The sequence below is a fragment of the Campylobacter sp. RM9334 genome (genome assembly GCF_020138145.1).
GTDB lineage: Bacteria > Campylobacterota > Campylobacteria > Campylobacterales > Campylobacteraceae > Campylobacter_E.
The window spans coordinates 12,869-30,429 of the sequence record NZ_JACGAX010000023.1 but is presented as its reverse complement, the minus strand read 5'-3'; the positions used below and the strand labels follow the sequence as shown (position 1 = coordinate 30,429).

The 17,561-nt window shown below is 27.2% G+C and carries 18 protein-coding genes; all 18 read left to right on the top strand.

Annotated features, from left to right (window positions below; all coding sequences use genetic code 11):
• A partial coding sequence (gene hslU / locus AVBRAN9334_RS08640; protein ID WP_336607565.1) for an HslU--HslV peptidase ATPase subunit occupies positions 1 to 936 on the top strand: 936 nt, incomplete at its 5' end.
• Positions 933 to 1,802 (top strand): GTPase Era, encoded by an 870-nt coding sequence (gene era, locus AVBRAN9334_RS08635; RefSeq protein ID WP_214115752.1) that lies wholly within the window; start codon positions 933 to 935, stop codon positions 1,800 to 1,802. The genes hslU and era, both read left to right, overlap by 4 nt.
• A gap of 18 nt (positions 1,803 to 1,820) precedes the next feature.
• Positions 1,821 to 3,509 carry a hypothetical protein gene (locus tag AVBRAN9334_RS08630; RefSeq protein WP_336607564.1) on the top strand — a complete coding sequence of 563 codons (1,689 nt, stop codon included), beginning with the start codon at positions 1,821 to 1,823 and terminating at the stop codon, positions 3,507 to 3,509.
• Entirely contained in the window at positions 3,506 to 4,201 is a 696-nt protein-coding gene (locus AVBRAN9334_RS08625) for a hypothetical protein (RefSeq protein WP_214115750.1), read from the top strand. The genes AVBRAN9334_RS08630 and AVBRAN9334_RS08625 overlap by 4 nt, the downstream gene beginning before the upstream one ends.
• Positions 4,201 to 4,569 carry a hypothetical protein gene (locus AVBRAN9334_RS08620; RefSeq protein WP_214115749.1) on the top strand — a complete coding sequence of 123 codons (369 nt, stop codon included), beginning with the start codon at positions 4,201 to 4,203 and terminating at the stop codon, positions 4,567 to 4,569. Before AVBRAN9334_RS08625 ends, AVBRAN9334_RS08620 begins: the two co-directional genes overlap by 1 nt.
• The gene (gene mshL / locus AVBRAN9334_RS08615; RefSeq protein WP_214115748.1) at positions 4,547 to 6,169 is read left to right on the top strand and encodes a pilus (MSHA type) biogenesis protein MshL; all 1,623 of its coding nucleotides are present in this window, start codon (positions 4,547 to 4,549) and stop codon (positions 6,167 to 6,169) included. The genes AVBRAN9334_RS08620 and mshL overlap by 23 nt, the downstream gene beginning before the upstream one ends.
• Before the next feature lie 9 nt (positions 6,170 to 6,178).
• On the top strand, positions 6,179 to 7,006 hold the full coding sequence (locus tag AVBRAN9334_RS08610) for an ATP-binding protein (RefSeq protein WP_214150104.1): 828 nt from the start codon (positions 6,179 to 6,181) through the stop codon (positions 7,004 to 7,006).
• On the top strand, positions 6,999 to 7,871 hold the full coding sequence (locus tag AVBRAN9334_RS08605) for a CDC27 family protein (RefSeq protein WP_336607563.1): 873 nt from the start codon (positions 6,999 to 7,001) through the stop codon (positions 7,869 to 7,871). The genes AVBRAN9334_RS08610 and AVBRAN9334_RS08605 overlap by 8 nt, the downstream gene beginning before the upstream one ends.
• Positions 7,868 to 8,404 carry a hypothetical protein gene (locus tag AVBRAN9334_RS08600; RefSeq protein ID WP_214115745.1) on the top strand — a complete coding sequence of 179 codons (537 nt, stop codon included), beginning with the start codon at positions 7,868 to 7,870 and terminating at the stop codon, positions 8,402 to 8,404. The genes AVBRAN9334_RS08605 and AVBRAN9334_RS08600 overlap by 4 nt, the downstream gene beginning before the upstream one ends.
• A 44-nt stretch (positions 8,405 to 8,448) precedes the next feature.
• The gene (locus tag AVBRAN9334_RS08595; RefSeq protein ID WP_442862230.1) at positions 8,449 to 10,140 is read left to right on the top strand and encodes a GspE/PulE family protein; all 1,692 of its coding nucleotides are present in this window, start codon (positions 8,449 to 8,451) and stop codon (positions 10,138 to 10,140) included.
• 3 nt (positions 10,141 to 10,143) lie between these two features.
• Positions 10,144 to 11,379: a type II secretion system F family protein gene (locus AVBRAN9334_RS08590; RefSeq protein ID WP_214115743.1), complete on the top strand. Its 1,236-nt coding sequence runs from the start codon at positions 10,144 to 10,146 to the stop codon at positions 11,377 to 11,379.
• Positions 11,380 to 11,612: 233 nt separating this feature from the next.
• Positions 11,613 to 12,290 (top strand): response regulator transcription factor, encoded by a 678-nt coding sequence (locus tag AVBRAN9334_RS08585; RefSeq protein WP_214115742.1) that lies wholly within the window; start codon positions 11,613 to 11,615, stop codon positions 12,288 to 12,290.
• Positions 12,287 to 13,540 carry an ArsS family sensor histidine kinase gene (locus AVBRAN9334_RS08580; RefSeq protein ID WP_214120154.1) on the top strand — a complete coding sequence of 418 codons (1,254 nt, stop codon included), beginning with the start codon at positions 12,287 to 12,289 and terminating at the stop codon, positions 13,538 to 13,540. Before AVBRAN9334_RS08585 ends, AVBRAN9334_RS08580 begins: the two co-directional genes overlap by 4 nt.
• A gap of 120 nt (positions 13,541 to 13,660) precedes the next feature.
• A complete protein-coding gene (rpsB, locus tag AVBRAN9334_RS08575; RefSeq protein WP_214115740.1) occupies positions 13,661 to 14,431 on the top strand; it encodes a 30S ribosomal protein S2 in 771 nt (256 codons plus the stop codon).
• Positions 14,431 to 15,495 (top strand): translation elongation factor Ts, encoded by a 1,065-nt coding sequence (tsf, locus tag AVBRAN9334_RS08570; RefSeq protein WP_214120153.1) that lies wholly within the window; start codon positions 14,431 to 14,433, stop codon positions 15,493 to 15,495. The genes rpsB and tsf overlap by 1 nt, the downstream gene beginning before the upstream one ends.
• The gene (locus tag AVBRAN9334_RS08565; RefSeq protein WP_336607562.1) at positions 15,495 to 16,115 is read left to right on the top strand and encodes an ABC transporter ATP-binding protein; all 621 of its coding nucleotides are present in this window, start codon (positions 15,495 to 15,497) and stop codon (positions 16,113 to 16,115) included. Before tsf ends, AVBRAN9334_RS08565 begins: the two co-directional genes overlap by 1 nt.
• Positions 16,108 to 16,815: an SIR2 family NAD-dependent protein deacylase gene (locus AVBRAN9334_RS08560; protein WP_336607561.1), complete on the top strand. Its 708-nt coding sequence runs from the start codon at positions 16,108 to 16,110 to the stop codon at positions 16,813 to 16,815. The genes AVBRAN9334_RS08565 and AVBRAN9334_RS08560 overlap by 8 nt, the downstream gene beginning before the upstream one ends.
• On the top strand, positions 16,803 to 17,561 hold the full coding sequence (gene fliR, locus AVBRAN9334_RS08555; RefSeq protein WP_336607560.1) for a flagellar biosynthetic protein FliR: 759 nt from the start codon (positions 16,803 to 16,805) through the stop codon (positions 17,559 to 17,561). The genes AVBRAN9334_RS08560 and fliR overlap by 13 nt, the downstream gene beginning before the upstream one ends.

The following is a 17,561-nucleotide window of genomic DNA, read 5'->3' as shown; positions in this document are numbered from 1 at the left end:
AAAATTTTAGAAAAATTATTACCGCCATTACCAAAAGGTGTTAGTGAAGAAAAACAAGCAGAGTATGAAACTAGCTTAGAAAAGATGAAAGAGCGTCTAAGAAATAAAGAATTTGAAGATAAGGTTATAGAAATTTATGTAACCCAACGCTCACTTGAGACAAATCCAAATCTACCACCAGAACTTGCAAGTATGCAAGAGATGGTAAAAGTAATTGGTATTGCTGATAAAAAAGTGAAAAAAGAGTTAAAAATTAAAGACGCTAGAAAAGTTTTAGAAACTGAATTAACAGATAGTGTTTTAGATAATGAAAGCATTAAAGATGAAGCCTTAAAAAGAGTTCAAAATGAAGGAATAATCTTTATTGACGAGATAGATAAAGTTGCGGTAAGCTCGGGTAATTCAAGTAGACAAGACCCTAGCAAAGAAGGTGTTCAAAGAGATTTGTTACCTATCGTAGAAGGTAGTGTAGTAAATACTAAATTAGGTAATGTAAAAACTGATCATATATTATTTATTGCAGCAGGTGCATTTCATTTAAGTAAGCCAAGTGATTTAATCCCTGAATTACAAGGTAGATTTCCACTAAGAGTTGAGCTTGATAGCTTGGGTGCTGATGAATTGTATGAGATTTTAACAAGACCTAAAAACTCACTTTTAAAACAATATAAAGCCCTTTTAGAAACTGAAGGAGTTAATTTAGTGTTTGAAGATGATGCTATTAAAAAAATTGCAAAAATAGCAGCACAAGCAAATGAAAGTATGGAAGATATAGGTGCTAGACGCTTACATACTGTTATTGAAAAATTAGTAGAAGATATTTCTTATGAGTGTGATAAATACAAAGATAAAGATTGTGTAATAGATACAAAATTAGTTGATGATAAATTAGGCTCTATTATAGAAAATCAAGATATAGCAAGATATATTTTATGAAAAGCGGTTTTGTAAGTGTAATCGGCAGAACAAATGCCGGTAAAAGCACAATGATTAATTCTTTACTAGGCGAAAATATTTGCCTAGTATCACATAAAGAAAATGCCACAAGAAGAAAAATGAATGTGGTAATAATGCACGATGAAAATCAAATAATATTAATAGATACTCCAGGCCTACACGAAAGCAATAAGAATTTCAATCAACTATTAATAGAAGCTGCTAAAAAGAGCTTAGATGAGTGTGATTTGATTGTATTCGTTATGAGTATTTTTGATAGTTTAGATGAATATAAAAAATTTTTAGATTTAAAGCCAAAGGTTGAGCATATTGTAGTTATAAACAAAGTTGATTTGGTTGAACCTAAAAAATTATTGGATAAATTAGAAGAATTTAATAAATTAGATATTGTTCCTAATATCATTCCTTATTCATCAAAAAATAAATTTTATAAAAATAAATTATTAGATGAGATGGTAAAGTATTTACCAGAACACCCATATTTTTTTGACCCAGAATTTAGCACTGATAAAACAACTAAAGATGTTATTAAAGAATTAATAATAGAAAGCATTTATCAAAATCTTAGTGATGAATTGCCATATTGTTGTGAAGTGTTAATTAATAAAATTATAGAAAAAGATAATTTTTTAACTATTTATGCCGATATTATTACAGATTCAGAAAATCATAAAGCAATGCTAATCGGTCGAAATGCTAATACAATTAAGCGTATTGGAATAGTCGCTAGGAAAAGAATTGCTGAAGTTTTTTTATTAAAAATTAACTTAAAGTTGGTTGCAAAAGTTCAAAAAAAATGGTACGATAATGAGAACTTTTTAAAAAAAGTAGGCTTAAAACAATAAAAAATAAAAGGTATTTAAATGGCGAAAACAGCGAAAAAAAGAGAATTGGTCGCTTTTGATTCAAGTACAAAAAAACTCTATAAACTTGCTGATAATGTCCTTAGTGAAATTACCGTTAAGGAAAAAAGCAGTTCTGCTTACAATATTACCTATATGCCAGGTGAAAATGTAAAGTATGCTTCTGTTGAGGTTCCAAACGATACAGATGAGGATGAAATCAGTATAATTACAAACAAAACTTATGAAGTATTAGAATTAGATATAGACAAGGATTATAAGATATCTTATAGTATTTCTAATGCTAGTATGGGAATTAATACAGTATATAATGTATTTGTAGTAGAAAATGAAAAAATTGAAACAGAATTTAAAGATGTAGCTAATAAGCTTCAGTATATTGATTATATAGATATTGAACCATTGATGTATCAAAATTATTATACAAGCAAACTTATAGAAAGTGATGGAGTTCAAGTATTTATATATTTTCATAAAACATATACAACACTTACTGTGTATAAAGATGGAGAATTAATAAACTATAAGATTATTAATAAACTTAGCATAGATATGTTGCATGGTAGTTTTTCTCATGATTTAGGAGAGAGAATTCCTGAACATATGTTTTTAAATGAATTATCAAAATATGGTTTTGACCATGTAGATGATGCAAAAAGAGTTTCACTTAATAAGGTTTTAAGCGAGTCTTTTAAATTCTTAATTAATAATTTATCTTTAATATTAAGAGGTGCTCAATTAGATAATGTTACTATTACAAAAGTATTTGTAGGAACTGATATTGGGTTAAGTCAAAATTTCTTAAAAAAAGTTGAAGTATTGTTTTCTTGCTTTAGGTGTCTTGATGATGATATTATACTTGAAACTATGCTTAATAATAAAGTTGAAATTGGAATTAATAGTCTTGAAGTAGCAGAATTTGTTAATATCCATAAAATTAAATATGATTTATTTAAAAATATTAGAAATTTTACCGTTGAGGTTAATACACCTTCTGAATTTACAACTACTCCTGAAAAAGAAGGCGGAGAATTAAGGATTAATCCATTTGTTTTATTAAGCTTGTTAAGAGCTAATGAACAATTAAAAATGCCAAATGATGTATTTAACATATCTACATTCTTAAGACCACCACCTTTTGCGAAGAGATATTCTGGGAAGTTAATTTTATCAATTTTGGCTGTTATTGTATTGGCTAGTATTTATCCTATATATAATTATATAAATGGTAAATTTATTGAAGTAGAAGAAAGAGATACTAGTGAAAAAATTCCTGCTAAACAAACAGAATATACAAGAATTGATAATGAAATTAAAAACCTTGAAAGTAGATTATCTAGTTTATCAGCTGAAGTAAATGAAGCTAGAAGAACTTTAGAATTTAGATATACACTTTTAGATAATATTTATGATAAAAAAGTTAATTATCTATCAAAAGCTAGTGCAGCTACAAAAATGGCTAGTATCTTAAATCAAAGTAATATTAAAGTAACAAGTATGTCTTTTGATAATGATATTATAAATGTTAATTTAAAAGGAACTGCAACAGGTATAACTTCATTCTTAAAAGAAATAGGTGCTGATGATACTTATAGTATTGAATCAAGAGATGTATTGATTAAGATATTAAATCTTGATGATAAAGATAAAGAGCATGAAAGTAATATTGTAATAAAGGTTTTAAGATGAAACAAGGTAGTATTTTTGATAAAATAGATAATTATTACGAAAAGCAGCCTAATACTAATATATTCTATATGAGTATATTTATGTGTGTATTTTTATTTGGTTATTTAATCTATGATTATACATATGAGAGTTCAGAGCAGTATGTGGCAGAACAAACAGAATTATTAAATAAAGCTAAAGAAGAGTTAAGAAGACTTGATGATTTTATTGAAAGAGAAAAGCAAAACTCAAGAATACAAAAATTAACACAAGATATCATTAGCGAAGAAAAAGCAAGAAAAGAAATCAGTGATGAGAATATGTATTTTGATGATAAATTAAAAGAAGCGTCAAAATTATTATATAATCAAAAAAATTGGTCTGAGTTTATGGCTAAAATTAATGAATTATCTAAAAAATATCAAGTAGTTTTAGGTGATGTAAGAAGTAGTGTAAATGATTTGGTAAGTCAAAAAGTAGAAGAAGTTTTTAATGTTCAATTTTCTTTAACTGGTAAATTCCAAAATATTTTACATTTTGTAAATAGCTTAGAAAAATCAATTGATGTTGTAGATGTAAATATGCTTAAACTATATAAAATTGAGCCTACAGATAATCCTAATAATGATAATAATGGTGGCGAAAATAACAAAGTTTATACAAATGACATTCAAGCTGATGTTAAAATCTCAATATGGGGGATTAAATATTAATGAAAAAAGTATTATGTATATTAGTTTGTATTCAAGCAATTTTTGCTATGACAAGAACAGAACTTGACAATAAATTTAATGAATTAGTTCAAGTTAGAAATACAATAGACTATCTTGAAATTACAAAAACAAATGATCCTTTTTATAAGGACAAAATCAAATCAGACGAGGTTATAACTTTTACTTTATATGCTATTGTAGATAAAAGAGTGAAAATCAATCAAAAATGGTATGGTTTAAACGAAATAATTACTGCAGGTTATAGGGTAGTTAGTATTAATAATGAAAGAGTTGGTCTTTCAAATTCAATTAATTATGTAGAACTTAATTTAAAGGATAATCAGAATGTTCAAATCAGTGTTAAATAAAACTATTATATCTTTAAGTGCAGCGCTAATGCTATCTAGCTCATTAAGTGCAGCAGATTGCTCAAAAAGAGCTTTTGATATTAAAGTAAATAAAGAAGATACTTCAGCTTACGAAATAATTAATCAATTATCAAAAGTATGTGATTTTAGTGTAGTTTATAAAGATTCATATTCAAAAGGAATATTGAGTACTAGACAAGATGGAATAAGTATTAAAAATATGCATATTAATGGCATTTTTGATTTGCTTATTGCTGAACAAGGTTTAGATTATGATTTTTCAAATAATATCTTAAAAATTCAAGGTTTAAATACTAAAACATTTAAATTAGACTATATTACTTCAGTTCGTAAGGGTAGTGCTATTACTAAGGCAAATGTTGAATCTCAAGCAAGCAGCAGTGATAGCAGTAGCTCAAGTTCAAGTTCAGGTTCAAGTTCAGATAGTGATAATATGATTGAAACTAAAGAAGAATTTGATTTTTGGAAAAACATAGGCAAAGAGATTTCAGAAATAGTTCAAAATTCAGGTCAAAATATTCCTATTACCCCTCCTACAATCAATGCTAATGCGGGTTTAATCACAGTTACTTCAAGTAATGAAATTTTAGATAGGATTGAAACTTATTTAAATCAAGTTCAAGAATCACTTAAAAAACAAGTAGTAATTGATGTTTCAATTATTGAAGTAAGCCTTAATAAATCTCATAAAACAGGTATAGATTGGACACAATTTAATTTAGGATTTGATACTACTGGAGCATCTCTTACAAATCTTATTGGAAACACTGCTAATGGCACTATTATTTTAGCTGATAAAAAAAATACTTCTAATGTATTTTGGGGTAAAACCGATAAAGGTAGATGGCACGGAGATGAAAATATAGCTATTAATATGGGTATTAACCTAACAGGTATGATAAATTTTCTTAAAGAAAGTGGAGATGTTAAAGTTGTTTCAAGTCCTAAAATCGCAACTTTAAATAACCAACAAGCATTAATCACGGTTGGTGATACATATAATTATAAATTAAAAGGAAGTAGCACAACTACAGATAGTGGTAGCACGGGTGATGCTGATGAAGAAAAATCAATTTTCGTAGGTATTTTATTAAATATCTTACCTGAAATATCAGATGATAATAAAATTATGCTAAGAATTAATCCAAGCATTAGTGAGCTAATAAATATTGAAGATAAAAAAGTTAAAGATGGCTATAGGGTTGTTGCTCCAGATACAAAACAAAAGAAATTATCAACAGTTGTTCAAGTAAGAGATGGAGAGACTATTGTTTTAGGTGGTCTTATTACTGATTCTGAATTATTTAGTAAAAATGGAATTCCGGTATTACAAGATATTCCTTTATTAGGAAAATTATTTGGCTCTAAACAAAAATCAAAAGAAAAAACAGAATTAGTGTTTGTTATCACTCCGCATGTTGTTGATTTTACTAAAGATAAAGAAGAAGTAAGAAAATCTTTAGAAGATTTAGGATACTCTTTAGCACTAGATTATAAAGAAGATTTAAAACCTACTGCTACTAAAAACTTATTTAAAGAAAAAGCAGAAGAATTTGATTCAATAAATAATGTTGAATAAGGGTTGCTATTGAATAAATATACATTAGCTAAAGAATTATTTATAGACAATTTAGAAAGCCTTAGATTTATCAATCTTGATAAATCTAAGATTGCTTATCATAAGATTATAACTTCATTAGAAAAGCCTTTAAAATTAGTATTGTTTTATGGTAAGCCAGGTTGTGGTAAGACTTTTTTATTAAATAAAATAGAAAAAGATTTAAAAGAAAAAAATAAAAAGATTATATTATTAGAACAGCCATTTTATTCAGAATCAGGATTTTATACTGAATTGCATAGAAAAATTTTTAATGAATATATAGAGATTGAAAAATACGAAGATTTTTTAAGAATTTTTAAAGATAAAGTTACTCAAACTCCCGAAGAATTAAAATATGATGGATATATGGTAATGCTTGATGAAGCTCAAATGTATCCTAATATATTAATAGAAAAAATTAGACTATTATCAGATACTAGAATGTTTAAATTCTTATTTACAGTTCATAAGACAATTGCTGATGAGGATATTTTAGCTCAAGAACATTTTACTACTAGAATTTGGGAAAGTATTGAACTTAGTGAATCTAGTGAAGATGAAATTAAAACTTATATTAATAAGAAATTAGAAACTTTAAAGAATGGTTTGGATAAAGGATTTTTTAGTAATAAAAATTATAAGTTTATATATAGCGTTACTAAAGGAAACTTAAGAACTGTTAATATGTTATTGTATAAAGCATTTGAAATATATGAATTTTACGAGCAAGAAAGATTTAGTGAGTTTAGTAATCCAAAAATCAATGAAAAAGTATTAGAAATGGCTGCTCTTGATAAAGGTTTATTAAATGCTTAATTTACATGAAGTTATAGAATTAGAAAATAAATGGAAAATTTATTCAAGTAAGAAAAAAAAGAAAAAGTATATCTTTTTATACATATTAGCTTTTATTATATTTGTTATTTTTATATCTGCTTTAATATATTTTGCATACTCAAAAGGTGCTAGCGAATTAGAAACTAATGTAAAAAAAAGTAATAATGAAGTTAAAAAGATTATAAATGATACTAAGGTTAAATTGGAAAAAGAAAAAATATTAGATAATAAAAATATTATCAATAAACCAGTAGAAGTAATTAGTAATAAGCCAGATAATGATAAGAAATTAGTAGATATGTCTAAACAAGAAGAAGTTAATACTACTACTTTATCAGATACTACAAATAATGAAACTATATCATTAAGCATTATGAATATAGATGTTAAAAACTCATCTTTTAAATCAAATACAAGTGAAACAAAATCAAGTAATATTAAAAATAATAACATTATTAAAAATATACCTAAAAATATAGAAACTAACACAATAGTTATTACTGATTTAAATTCTACAGCTACACCTAAGGTAGAAAGCAAAAAAGAATTAGATGATTTAGAATATTTGAAATTAAAATTTTCTGAAACTAATAGTATATATTTTGCTTTAGATATAGCTGATGTATATTATTCTAAAGGCGATTTTAAAAATGCTAGAGAATGGGCATTGACTGCAAATAAATTAGATGTTAAAAACGATAAATCTTGGGTTATGTTTGCAAAAGCAAGTTATAAATTAGGTTTAAAAGAGCAAGCTATTAATTCTTTAACTAATTATTTAAATTCTAATAGTTCAACTCGTGTTAAACAAACTTTAGACTTAATTAAAGAAGGTAAATTATGAGAAAAATTATTTTTTTATTAATAGCTTTAAATTGTTTTGCTATTAGTTTAGCAGATATTAATAAAGCTATTGAAAATCAAGAATATTCAAAAGTATGCAATAATTTAGTATATGATTTAGCTGTAAAAAATCAAGATGATGGATTGATGAATTTGTATGGTATTGCATGTTTAAGAACAGATTATATAAACAAACTATCAGCTGTTATTATTGCACTTAGAAATTCAAAAGAAGCAAGAGCTAATGCTGTTTACTATTCAACTATTTTATATAAGAAAAAATTATTGCATTCAGCACTAGTTGATAACCTTAATATAAGCTCTATTAAGCTACCTAAGTGTGATTATATTTTATCTGATATTTATGATGATTATATATCAGGTAATTATATAAAGGAAAATGATAAATATATTTTTAGATATAATGATAAAATCTATGAAATGAGTTTGAGATTTGATAAACCATTTACTAAGATGGTTTTAACTATTTTAAATTCAAACAATCAAATATTAGAAGTGAAAGAGTACTGGTAATGGAATTTGTAGATCGTTTAGGAGTTTTAGTATATAGAAGAAAAATGGAATTAAAAGACACTATTATGTCTTTTGAAAATCCACAAGATAAGTTAAATTATTTAAAAAGCGTTTTAGATGAAAGCACATTAGAATCTTTATTGATTGACCTTTATAAGACTAATGGTATTACTTTAGATGATATTGCATTACATTTTGAAATAGGTAATAAAGAATTTTTAGAAAAAATTGCACAAAAATTAAGATTTGAATATATAGATTTAGATTCGGTTGATATTAATTATAAGATTTCTGAAAAAATTCAGTATTCAGTTTTATCAAACTATGGATTTTTACCTTTTAAAGAAGATGAAATTAATTTATATGTAGCATATAAAGAACCATTTAATTTAGAAACTCAAGATAAAGTTCAACATTTATTTAGTAGAAAACTTGTTAAAAACTATGTCGCACATCCATCTCAAATTGATAGATATTTAAGTAAAATTCAATTAAATGAAAGCATAAAAGATATTATCAATGATATTAGAAAAGAATTAAGTTCTGATCCTACAATGACTGGTGGAGAGCAAGATAGCTCTGGAATTTTAAAATTAATTGAAGTTATCCTTAGAACTTGTATTGTAAATCGCTCAAGCGATATTCACATTGAACCAACCGAGACAAACTGCATTGTTCGTGGTAGGATTGATGGTATGCTAACTGAAATATTTATTTTTGATAAAGATATATATCCACCAATGGTTTCTAGAATGAAACTTTTATCAAATATGGATATTGCAGAAAAAAGAAAACCACAAGATGGTAGATTTTCTGCTAGGGTTTTAGATAAAGAATATGATTTTCGTATTTCAACATTACCTATTATAAATGGCGAAAGTATAGTTTTAAGGATACTTGATAAATCAAAGATTTTAATTAGTCTAGGCAATCTTGGAATGCACCCTACAAATCTTGAAAGATTTCAAGCAGCAATGCATGCACCTTATGGGATTATTCTTGTAACTGGTCCAACAGGAAGTGGTAAAACAACTACTCTTTATGCTGCGCTTAATGATATGAAAAGCGTTGAGACTAAAATTATCACGGTTGAAGACCCTGTAGAGTATCAGTTGAATTTGATTCAGCAAGTGCATGTTAATGAAAAAGCAGGACTAACATTTGCAGCTGCTCTTAGGTCTATTCTAAGACAAGACCCTGATATTATAATGATAGGTGAGATTAGGGATGCTGAAACATTAACAATTGCTATTCAAGCAGCACTTACAGGACACTTAGTATTTTCAACTCTTCACACGAATGACGCAGTTTCAGCCGTTACTAGGATAGTAGATATGGGGGTTGAGCCTTATATGGTTAGTGGTGCATTAACAGCAATTGAAGCACAAAGACTTGTAAGAAAGCTTTGTCCTAATTGTAAGCAAGTTACAAAAATACCTGATAATTTTTATTCAAGAATTGAAAAGTATGTAAAAGAAGTAGAAAATCCACAATTTTATAAGCCTGTAGGTTGCCCTAAATGTTCTCAAACAGGCTATACTGGTCGTGAAATGATAAGTGAAATTCTACCAATCAGCGATAGAATTTCTTCTATGGTTGCAGCGGGTGCATCTAAAGAAGAGATTAGAAAAGTAGCTTATGAAGAAGGTTTTGTTGATATGTTTCATGATGGTATAGTAAGAGCTGCTAAGGGTGTTACTAGTGTTGATGAAGTATTAAGAGTTGCGAAAGAGTAATAAATGAAGAAATTTCAAGTTGAGTATATTAGTAAAGGACAAAAAAAGGTCTTAACTCTAACAGCACAAAGCAAGGCAAGTGCTGTTGAACAAGCTAAAAATAAAAATTTAGGTCGTATAGTAAAGGCTGGCGAAGTTCAAACCGTTTCGCTAGGAAGTGCTGTTGATAAATTAAAAAATTTATCTTTTTTTAAACCTACTATAAAATTACCTGATTTGATTGCTTCAATTAACCAATTAGGTGTTATGGCTGGTGCTGGTATTTCTATCCATGATAGTGTGAGAGAAGTTGCAAATTCAAGTGCAAATAAAAGGGTAAAAGAGATTTTTTCTAAAGTTTATGAGGACTTGAATGCTGGTCTTAGTATAAGTTTATCACTCGAACCATTTCAAGCTGAATTAGGTGATATTACACTAGCTATGGTTAAGCTAGGTGAAAGCACTGGTAAATTGGGTGAAAGTTTAAAAAAACTTGCAGAAATTTTACAAGAATTATATGACAATCAACAAAAGTTTAAAAAGGCTTTAAGGTATCCTATAATAGTTGTTACAGCTATTGCTATAGCATTTACTATCTTAATGCTTGTTGTTGTTCCGCAGTTTAAGGAGATATTTGAACAATTAGGGGCTAATTTACCACCTGCTACTAAGGCTTTGTTATTTATTGAGCATACTTTAAGAAATTATGGGATATATGTTTTAGTTGTGCTTATTGGTGGGATATTTGCTAGTAAAAGATTTTATGGAATTAATGATAATTATAAAGCTTTAGTTGATAGATATGCTTTAAAAACTTATCTAATAGGAAAGATTATTTTATTTGCTACTATGAGTAGATTTAATCTTATTTTTACAGAGCTAGTAAGAGCAGGTATTCCTATTGCAGATGCACTTGATACTTCACTTAGAACAATATCTAATACAACTATGAAAAATAAATTAAATGCTACTAAAGTTTCAATTTCAAGAGGGCTTAGCTTAACTGAATCTTTTAAAGAAACAGAACTTTATGAGAATATGCTTATTCAAATGATTAAAGCAGGCGAAGCCAGTGGTCAATTAGATGCAATGCTTGAAAAAGTTACTGGGTATTATAAGGAAAGATTTAATAATATTATAGATAACCTATCAAGCTATATTGAGCCAATTCTTATGTTATTTATTGCTGGTATGGTTCTTTTCTTAGCACTTGGTATTTTTATGCCTATGTGGGATTTAGGAAGCGCTGTAAAAAGCTAAATAAAATCTTTAGTCAAGAATTTGACTAAAGATAATACATTTCTTTATTAGTTTGAATTTACAATAATTTAACTAAGTTCTATACAATCACTAAGCTACAATATTTTTTAATTTGATAAATAGTTTTAATTTTAATGAATTAAAATAATCTTTGTAAGCTATTTGGTTTATAATATGAATTATAGATTTTGATAAGGTTTTATCTGTATTAGTAATTATTTAAAGGAGTTAAAATGACTAGAATATTAATGATTGAAGATGATTTAGAATTAGCAGAAATTTTAAAAGAATATTTAGAGCAATATGATATGAAAGTTGATATTGCTGATGAGCCATATATTGGATTGTCAAAATTAAATCTTACTACATATGATTTGATTATATTAGATTTAACATTACCTGGAATGGACGGACTTGAAGTATGTAAAGAAATTAGAAAAAAATATACAAGTCCAATTATAGTATCATCTGCAAGACACGATATAAATGATAAGGTAGAAGCTTTAGAATTAGGCGCTGATGATTATTTACCAAAACCGTATGATCCAAAAGAATTAAAAGCTAGAATTACATCACATTTAAGAAGATTTGAACAAATTCAAATAAGTGCAAATGAGCATAGCAACAAGACTTTAGAATATGATGAATTTAAACACGCTATTTATTTTAGGGGCAAAGAATTAGTTTTAACAAATGCAGAATTTGATATTTTAAGTTATTTAATTAAAAAAGAAGGTGGTGTAGTTAGCCGCGAAGAATTAATTTACAATTGTTCTTCAATTAATGAAGAAAGTTCTAATAAAAGTATAGATGTAATTATTTCTAGAATAAGACAAAAAATTAGTGATGATAGCAAAACTCCAACTCATATTCACGCAATTAGGGGAATTGGTTATAAGCTAACACAATGAAATCTAGTATTTTTTATGTAATTACTTTTATTTTTATATTAGCTACTTCAACTATAGGAATGGCGTTTATTTGGTTGATTAATTATGATAAGGATAATTATTCAAACGAACTAAACGCTAGATATTCTTACTTAGCGAATTTAAAACTCCAAGAATTAAATAATGCAATTACTGAAGATGAATTTAATTACAAACAAAATCAATTTAAACTTAAATTAATAGACCAAGATAGTAAAAAATTAATTTTATTTGATGCTATAACATTGGCTGAAGATAGTAATAACTTAGGAGCAAGTAAAATTCTTACAAGTAATGGCAAGAATTATTTATATATAATAGCAAATGATAAAGATTTCTTATATGAAGATACGAATTTTAATTCTTATAGATATATGAGTATTCAAATAATATTATGTATAGTTATTTTGGTTTTATTAATTAGTTATATATTTGTTATAGGTAAATTAAGACCTATTAGAAGACTTAAAAGACAAATTACAAAATTTGCTAGCAATGATTTAGATAATATAGAAAATATAAGCAAGGGTAATGATGAGATTTCTCAAGTTTCAGATGCTTTTTATCAAGCTATTAAAAAAATTAAAGATTTAAATACTTCAAGACAATTTTTTTTAAGAAATATAATGCACGAGCTTAAAACTCCAATTACAAAAGGTAGAATTACAGCTGAAATGCTAGAAGATACGAAATTTAAGCAAAGACTTATAAATGTATTTGATAGAATGGTTATTTTAATAGATGAATTAGCCGCAGTAGAGCAAATCACAAGTGGAGTTGCAAAAAATCCAAAGAAAATTTCAATTAATCACATTTTTAATGAAGCAAAAGAAATGTTGCTTTTAGAAAATGAAAAAATTAATATTATAAGTGATAATACTTTTGTAGTTTATGTTGATTTTAAACTATTTACAACTGCAATTAAAAATTTATTAGATAACGCTATTAAATATTCAGATGATAATGCTGTAAGAGTTATAATTTGCCATGAAAGTATAAAGTTTTATAACAAAGGTAAAAAATTAGATAAAAATATTGAGTATTATTTAGAGCCTTTTACTCAAGGTGGTAATAAGAGTTCAAATTCTTTTGGCTTGGGGCTTTATGTTGTAAATACGATTTTAGAAGCTCATAAATTGAAATTAAATTATAACTATGATAATGGTTATAATATTTTTGCCATTACTAATCTTGATAATATAATCAAAGAAGAAAAAACTCAAGAAAAATAACCTTTATTAACTTTAAAAAAGCTAAAATATCAGCTTATTTCACACACACCAATCCTTATTTGTTGCAACGCTAGTTGTATTTGGGTGTGGAGGTAAAAACAATTTTTTAAGGAGAAACCTATGGTTACAATGAGAGATTTATTAGAATGTGGTGTGCATTTTGGGCATCAAACAAGACGCTGGAATCCTAAAATGAAAAAGTTCATTTTTGGTGAGAGAAAAGGTATTTATGTAATTGATTTACAAAAAACAATTAGATATTTTAGATATACATACAATATCGTTCGTGATGCAGCAGCAGAAGGTAAAACAATTTTATTTGTTGGAACTAAAAAGCAAGCAACAGATGCTATTAAAGAATATGCAATTAAATGTGGAATGCCATATGTAAATCACAGATGGTTAGGCGGTATGATGACAAACTTTGAAACTATTCGCCAATCAATTAGAAAACTTGAAGTTATTGAAAGTATGCAAGAAGATGGAAGCATTAATTTATTAACTAAAAAAGAAGCATTAATGCTAAATCGTAAAAAAGAAAAATTATTAGATTATTTAGGCGGTATTAGAGACCTTAAAACTCGCCCTGATATGATTTTTGTAATTGATACAGTAAAAGAAAAAATTGCAGTTGCAGAAGCAAATAGATTAAAAATCCCAGTAGTAGCTCCAATTGATACAAACTGCGATCCTGATGTTGTAGATTTTCCTATCCCAGGTAATGATGATGCTATTCGTTCAGTTCAATTATTCTGCCAAGAAATGTGCGAAGCTATATTAGAAGGTAAAGCTTTAAGAGAACAAGATGGTGAAGTAGTTGAAAGAGCAGAAGTTAGCGAAGATGAAAAACAAGAAGTATTAGAAGAAGCTATGATGGAAGGGGAAATGTAATGGCAGAAATTACAGCAGCAATGGTAAAAGACCTGCGCGAAAGCACAGGTGCTGGAATGATGGATTGTAAAAACGCACTTAAAGAGTGTGATGGAGATATGCAAAAAGCAGTTGAATACTTAAGAGAAAAAGGCTTAAGTAAAGCTGCTAAAAAAGCTGATAGATTAGCAGCTGAAGGTTTAATTGGTGTTAAACTTTCAAATAATTTAGCAAGTTTAGTAGAAATCAATTCAGAAACTGACTTCGTTGCTAAAAATGATAAATTTATAGATTTAGTAAATAAAACAGTTGAGCAAGTTCAAGTTAGTGGAGTTTGCGATGTTGAGAGTTTATTAAATAGCAATATTGATGGAGCTAAATTTGAAGATTATCTAAAAAATCAAATCGCAACTATTGGAGAAAATTTAGTTGTAAGAAGATTTGCTACTTTAAAAGCAAATGATAATGAAGCTTTAAGTGGTTATTTACACACAAATGGTCGTGTAGGTGTTATCGTTAAGGCTAAATTTAATAATGCTGCTAATAAAGCAAAAGTTGAAGAATTTTTAAAACAACTTTGTATGCATATTGCAGCTATGAAACCAAGTGTTTTAAGTTATAAAGATTTAGATAAGGAATTTGTAGAAGCTGAATATAGAGCTTTATGTGCTGAACTTGAAAAAGAAAATGAAGAATTAGTTCGTCTTAAAAAGCCACTTCATAAAATTCCACAATTTGCAAGTAGATTACAAATTACCGATGCAGTTTTAAAGAAAGCTGAAGAAGATATAAAAGCTGAATTAAAAGCTCAAAATAAACCAGAGCAAATTTGGGATAAAATTGTTCCTGGTCAAATGGCAAGATTTATAGCTGATAACTCAATTTTAGATTCTCGCCTTACATTAATGGGACAATTTTATGTAATGGATGATAAAAAAACTATAGAGCAAGTTATTGCTGATAAATCAGCTGAATTAAAAGATGAATTAGTAATTGAAAGCTTCGTAAAATATGAAGTTGGCGAAGGCTTAGAAAAGAAAAACGAAGATTTCGCAGCAGAAGTTGCAGCTCAAATGGGTAATTAATGTTAAAAGCAAGCGGTGTTGGTAAAAAATACGATGCCGTTTTATTTAACAATTTAAATTTAACTTTAAATCCGCAACAAACTTTAGCCGTCTTAGGCAAAAGTGGTTGCGGAAAATCTACATTATTGCATATTCTATCAACACTTTTAGCACCTGATAGCGGGGAAGTCTTTTATAAAGATAAGAATATTTATAAACTTAGCGAAGATGAAAGATTATTAATAAGAAGAAATGATTTTGGAATTATTTTTCAGCAGCATTATCTTTTTAAAGGATTTTCAGCTTATGAAAATATTGAATTAGCAAGTGTTTTATCAAATAATAAAATAGATGATGAGATAATTAATTTTTTAGGTATTAAAGAAATTCTAAATAAAAAAGCAAATGAATTAAGTGGTGGAGAGCAACAAAGAGTAAGTATTGCTAGAGTTCTTTGCAAAAAACCTAAAATTATTTTTGCTGATGAGCCAACTGGAAATCTTGACCCAACAAATGCAAAAATAGCTATGAAGTTATTAATTGATTATGTTAAATTAAACAATTCAGCCTTATTTTTAATTACTCACGATGAAAATTTAGCTTTAATGTGTGATGATATTTTAAGGATAAATAATGGGTAAGTTAGTTTTTTTAAGTGGAGCTGGTCTTAGTGCCCCATCTGGCTTAAGCACTTTTAGAGATAATGATGGTTTGTGGGAGCAATATGATTTAGATATAGTTTGTAATTATCAAACTTGGATTAAAAATTTTAATTTAGTTCATGAGTTTTATAATAAAAGAAGACTTGAATTAAGAAAAGTTAAACCTAATAAAATGCACAAAAAAATTGCTGAAATATCAAGGCATTTTGAAGTTATTAATTTTACTCAAAATGTTGATGATTTATTAGAGCGTGCAGGGTGTGAAAATGTAATTCACTTGCACGGAAAATTATTAGAATTACACTGCACTAATTGTAATGATATTACTAAGCTTAATTTAAATGATGATTTGGAATTTAAATTTGAAAATTGTAAAAAATGCCAAAGTAAATTAATTAAACCTAGTGTGGTGTTTTTTGGAGAACAAGCGCCATTTTATACTGATTTATATTCAACATTTTATAATCTTAATGAAGATGATTTGGTGGTTATCATAGGAACAAGCGGTGCAGTTATTAATATAAATTATTTATTAAGGTTTGCAAAATCTAAAAACATACTAATTAATTTAGAAAAAAATAAATATATAAATGAAGCTTTATTTTCTCATATTATTTATAAATCTTGTGATGAATGTATAGATGAATTAGAGCAAATTATTCAAGAATGGAACTCGTAAGATTATTTAGTGAGCAAAACATAGTTTTGTTTATGCTATTACTTGCTAGAATGAGTGGACTTTGCTTGTTTTTTCCATTTTATTCGCATTTACAAATTCCTGTGGTTATTAAGTCTAGTTTTGTTATTATTATGACTTTTTTTTTCTATCCATTAGCTCATACTAATATAACGCCAAATTATTTAGTTATTGCTCTTATAACTGAGCTTTTGTTAGGACTTGTTGCAGGTCTTTGTTTGCAGCTTACTTTTACGATTTTACAAATGAGCGGAGAACATATTAGTTTTATTATGGGTTTTTCTATGGCTAGCGTGCTTGATCCAAATACTGGTGCAAATACTCCTATCATTGGTCACTTTATTTCTCTTATTGCATTACTTTTGTTTTTAGCTTATGATGGACATCATTTGGTCTTGTTATTTTGGGCAAAGAGTTTAAATGGTATTGCTTTAGGTGATTTTGCTTTGCATGATGGTTGGTTTAGACAGATAATGAATGAGACTAAAGACATATATTTAGTTGGTCTTAGCCTTGCGTTTCCAATAATTGCCATATCAATGCTTAGTGATTTTGTATTTGGTTTGCTTATGAAAACAATGCCACAATTTAACCTTTTAGTGGTAGGCTATCCTATAAAAATAACGATAGCATTTATTGTTTTGATGACAATTTTAGCTACAATCTTGTTTTATTTTAAAGAATTGGTTTTAAAAGTGTTTTTACAACTTGAACTATTTGTAAGTTAG

What these genes read in the sequence shown, in the direction of transcription:
- era (WP_214115752.1), top strand. Translation starts at nt 933, where the DNA reads ATGAAAAGCGGTTTTGTAAGTGTAATCGGCAGAACAAATGCCGGTAAA.
- AVBRAN9334_RS08630 (WP_336607564.1), top strand. Translation starts at nt 1,821, where the DNA reads ATGGCGAAAACAGCGAAAAAAAGAGAATTGGTCGCTTTTGATTCAAGT.
- AVBRAN9334_RS08625 (WP_214115750.1), top strand. Translation starts at nt 3,506, where the DNA reads ATGAAACAAGGTAGTATTTTTGATAAAATAGATAATTATTACGAAAAG.
- AVBRAN9334_RS08620 (WP_214115749.1), top strand. Translation starts at nt 4,201, where the DNA reads ATGAAAAAAGTATTATGTATATTAGTTTGTATTCAAGCAATTTTTGCT.
- mshL (WP_214115748.1), top strand. Translation starts at nt 4,547, where the DNA reads ATGTTCAAATCAGTGTTAAATAAAACTATTATATCTTTAAGTGCAGCG.
- AVBRAN9334_RS08605 (WP_336607563.1), top strand. Translation starts at nt 6,999, where the DNA reads ATGCTTAATTTACATGAAGTTATAGAATTAGAAAATAAATGGAAAATT.
- AVBRAN9334_RS08600 (WP_214115745.1), top strand. Translation starts at nt 7,868, where the DNA reads ATGAGAAAAATTATTTTTTTATTAATAGCTTTAAATTGTTTTGCTATT.
- AVBRAN9334_RS08595 (WP_442862230.1), top strand. Translation starts at nt 8,449, where the DNA reads ATGGAATTAAAAGACACTATTATGTCTTTTGAAAATCCACAAGATAAG.
- AVBRAN9334_RS08590 (WP_214115743.1), top strand. Translation starts at nt 10,144, where the DNA reads ATGAAGAAATTTCAAGTTGAGTATATTAGTAAAGGACAAAAAAAGGTC.
- AVBRAN9334_RS08585 (WP_214115742.1), top strand. Translation starts at nt 11,613, where the DNA reads ATGACTAGAATATTAATGATTGAAGATGATTTAGAATTAGCAGAAATT.
- AVBRAN9334_RS08580 (WP_214120154.1), top strand. Translation starts at nt 12,287, where the DNA reads ATGAAATCTAGTATTTTTTATGTAATTACTTTTATTTTTATATTAGCT.
- rpsB (WP_214115740.1), top strand. Translation starts at nt 13,661, where the DNA reads ATGGTTACAATGAGAGATTTATTAGAATGTGGTGTGCATTTTGGGCAT.
- tsf (WP_214120153.1), top strand. Translation starts at nt 14,431, where the DNA reads ATGGCAGAAATTACAGCAGCAATGGTAAAAGACCTGCGCGAAAGCACA.
- AVBRAN9334_RS08565 (WP_336607562.1), top strand. Translation starts at nt 15,495, where the DNA reads ATGTTAAAAGCAAGCGGTGTTGGTAAAAAATACGATGCCGTTTTATTT.
- AVBRAN9334_RS08560 (WP_336607561.1), top strand. Translation starts at nt 16,108, where the DNA reads ATGGGTAAGTTAGTTTTTTTAAGTGGAGCTGGTCTTAGTGCCCCATCT.
- fliR (WP_336607560.1), top strand. Translation starts at nt 16,803, where the DNA reads ATGGAACTCGTAAGATTATTTAGTGAGCAAAACATAGTTTTGTTTATG.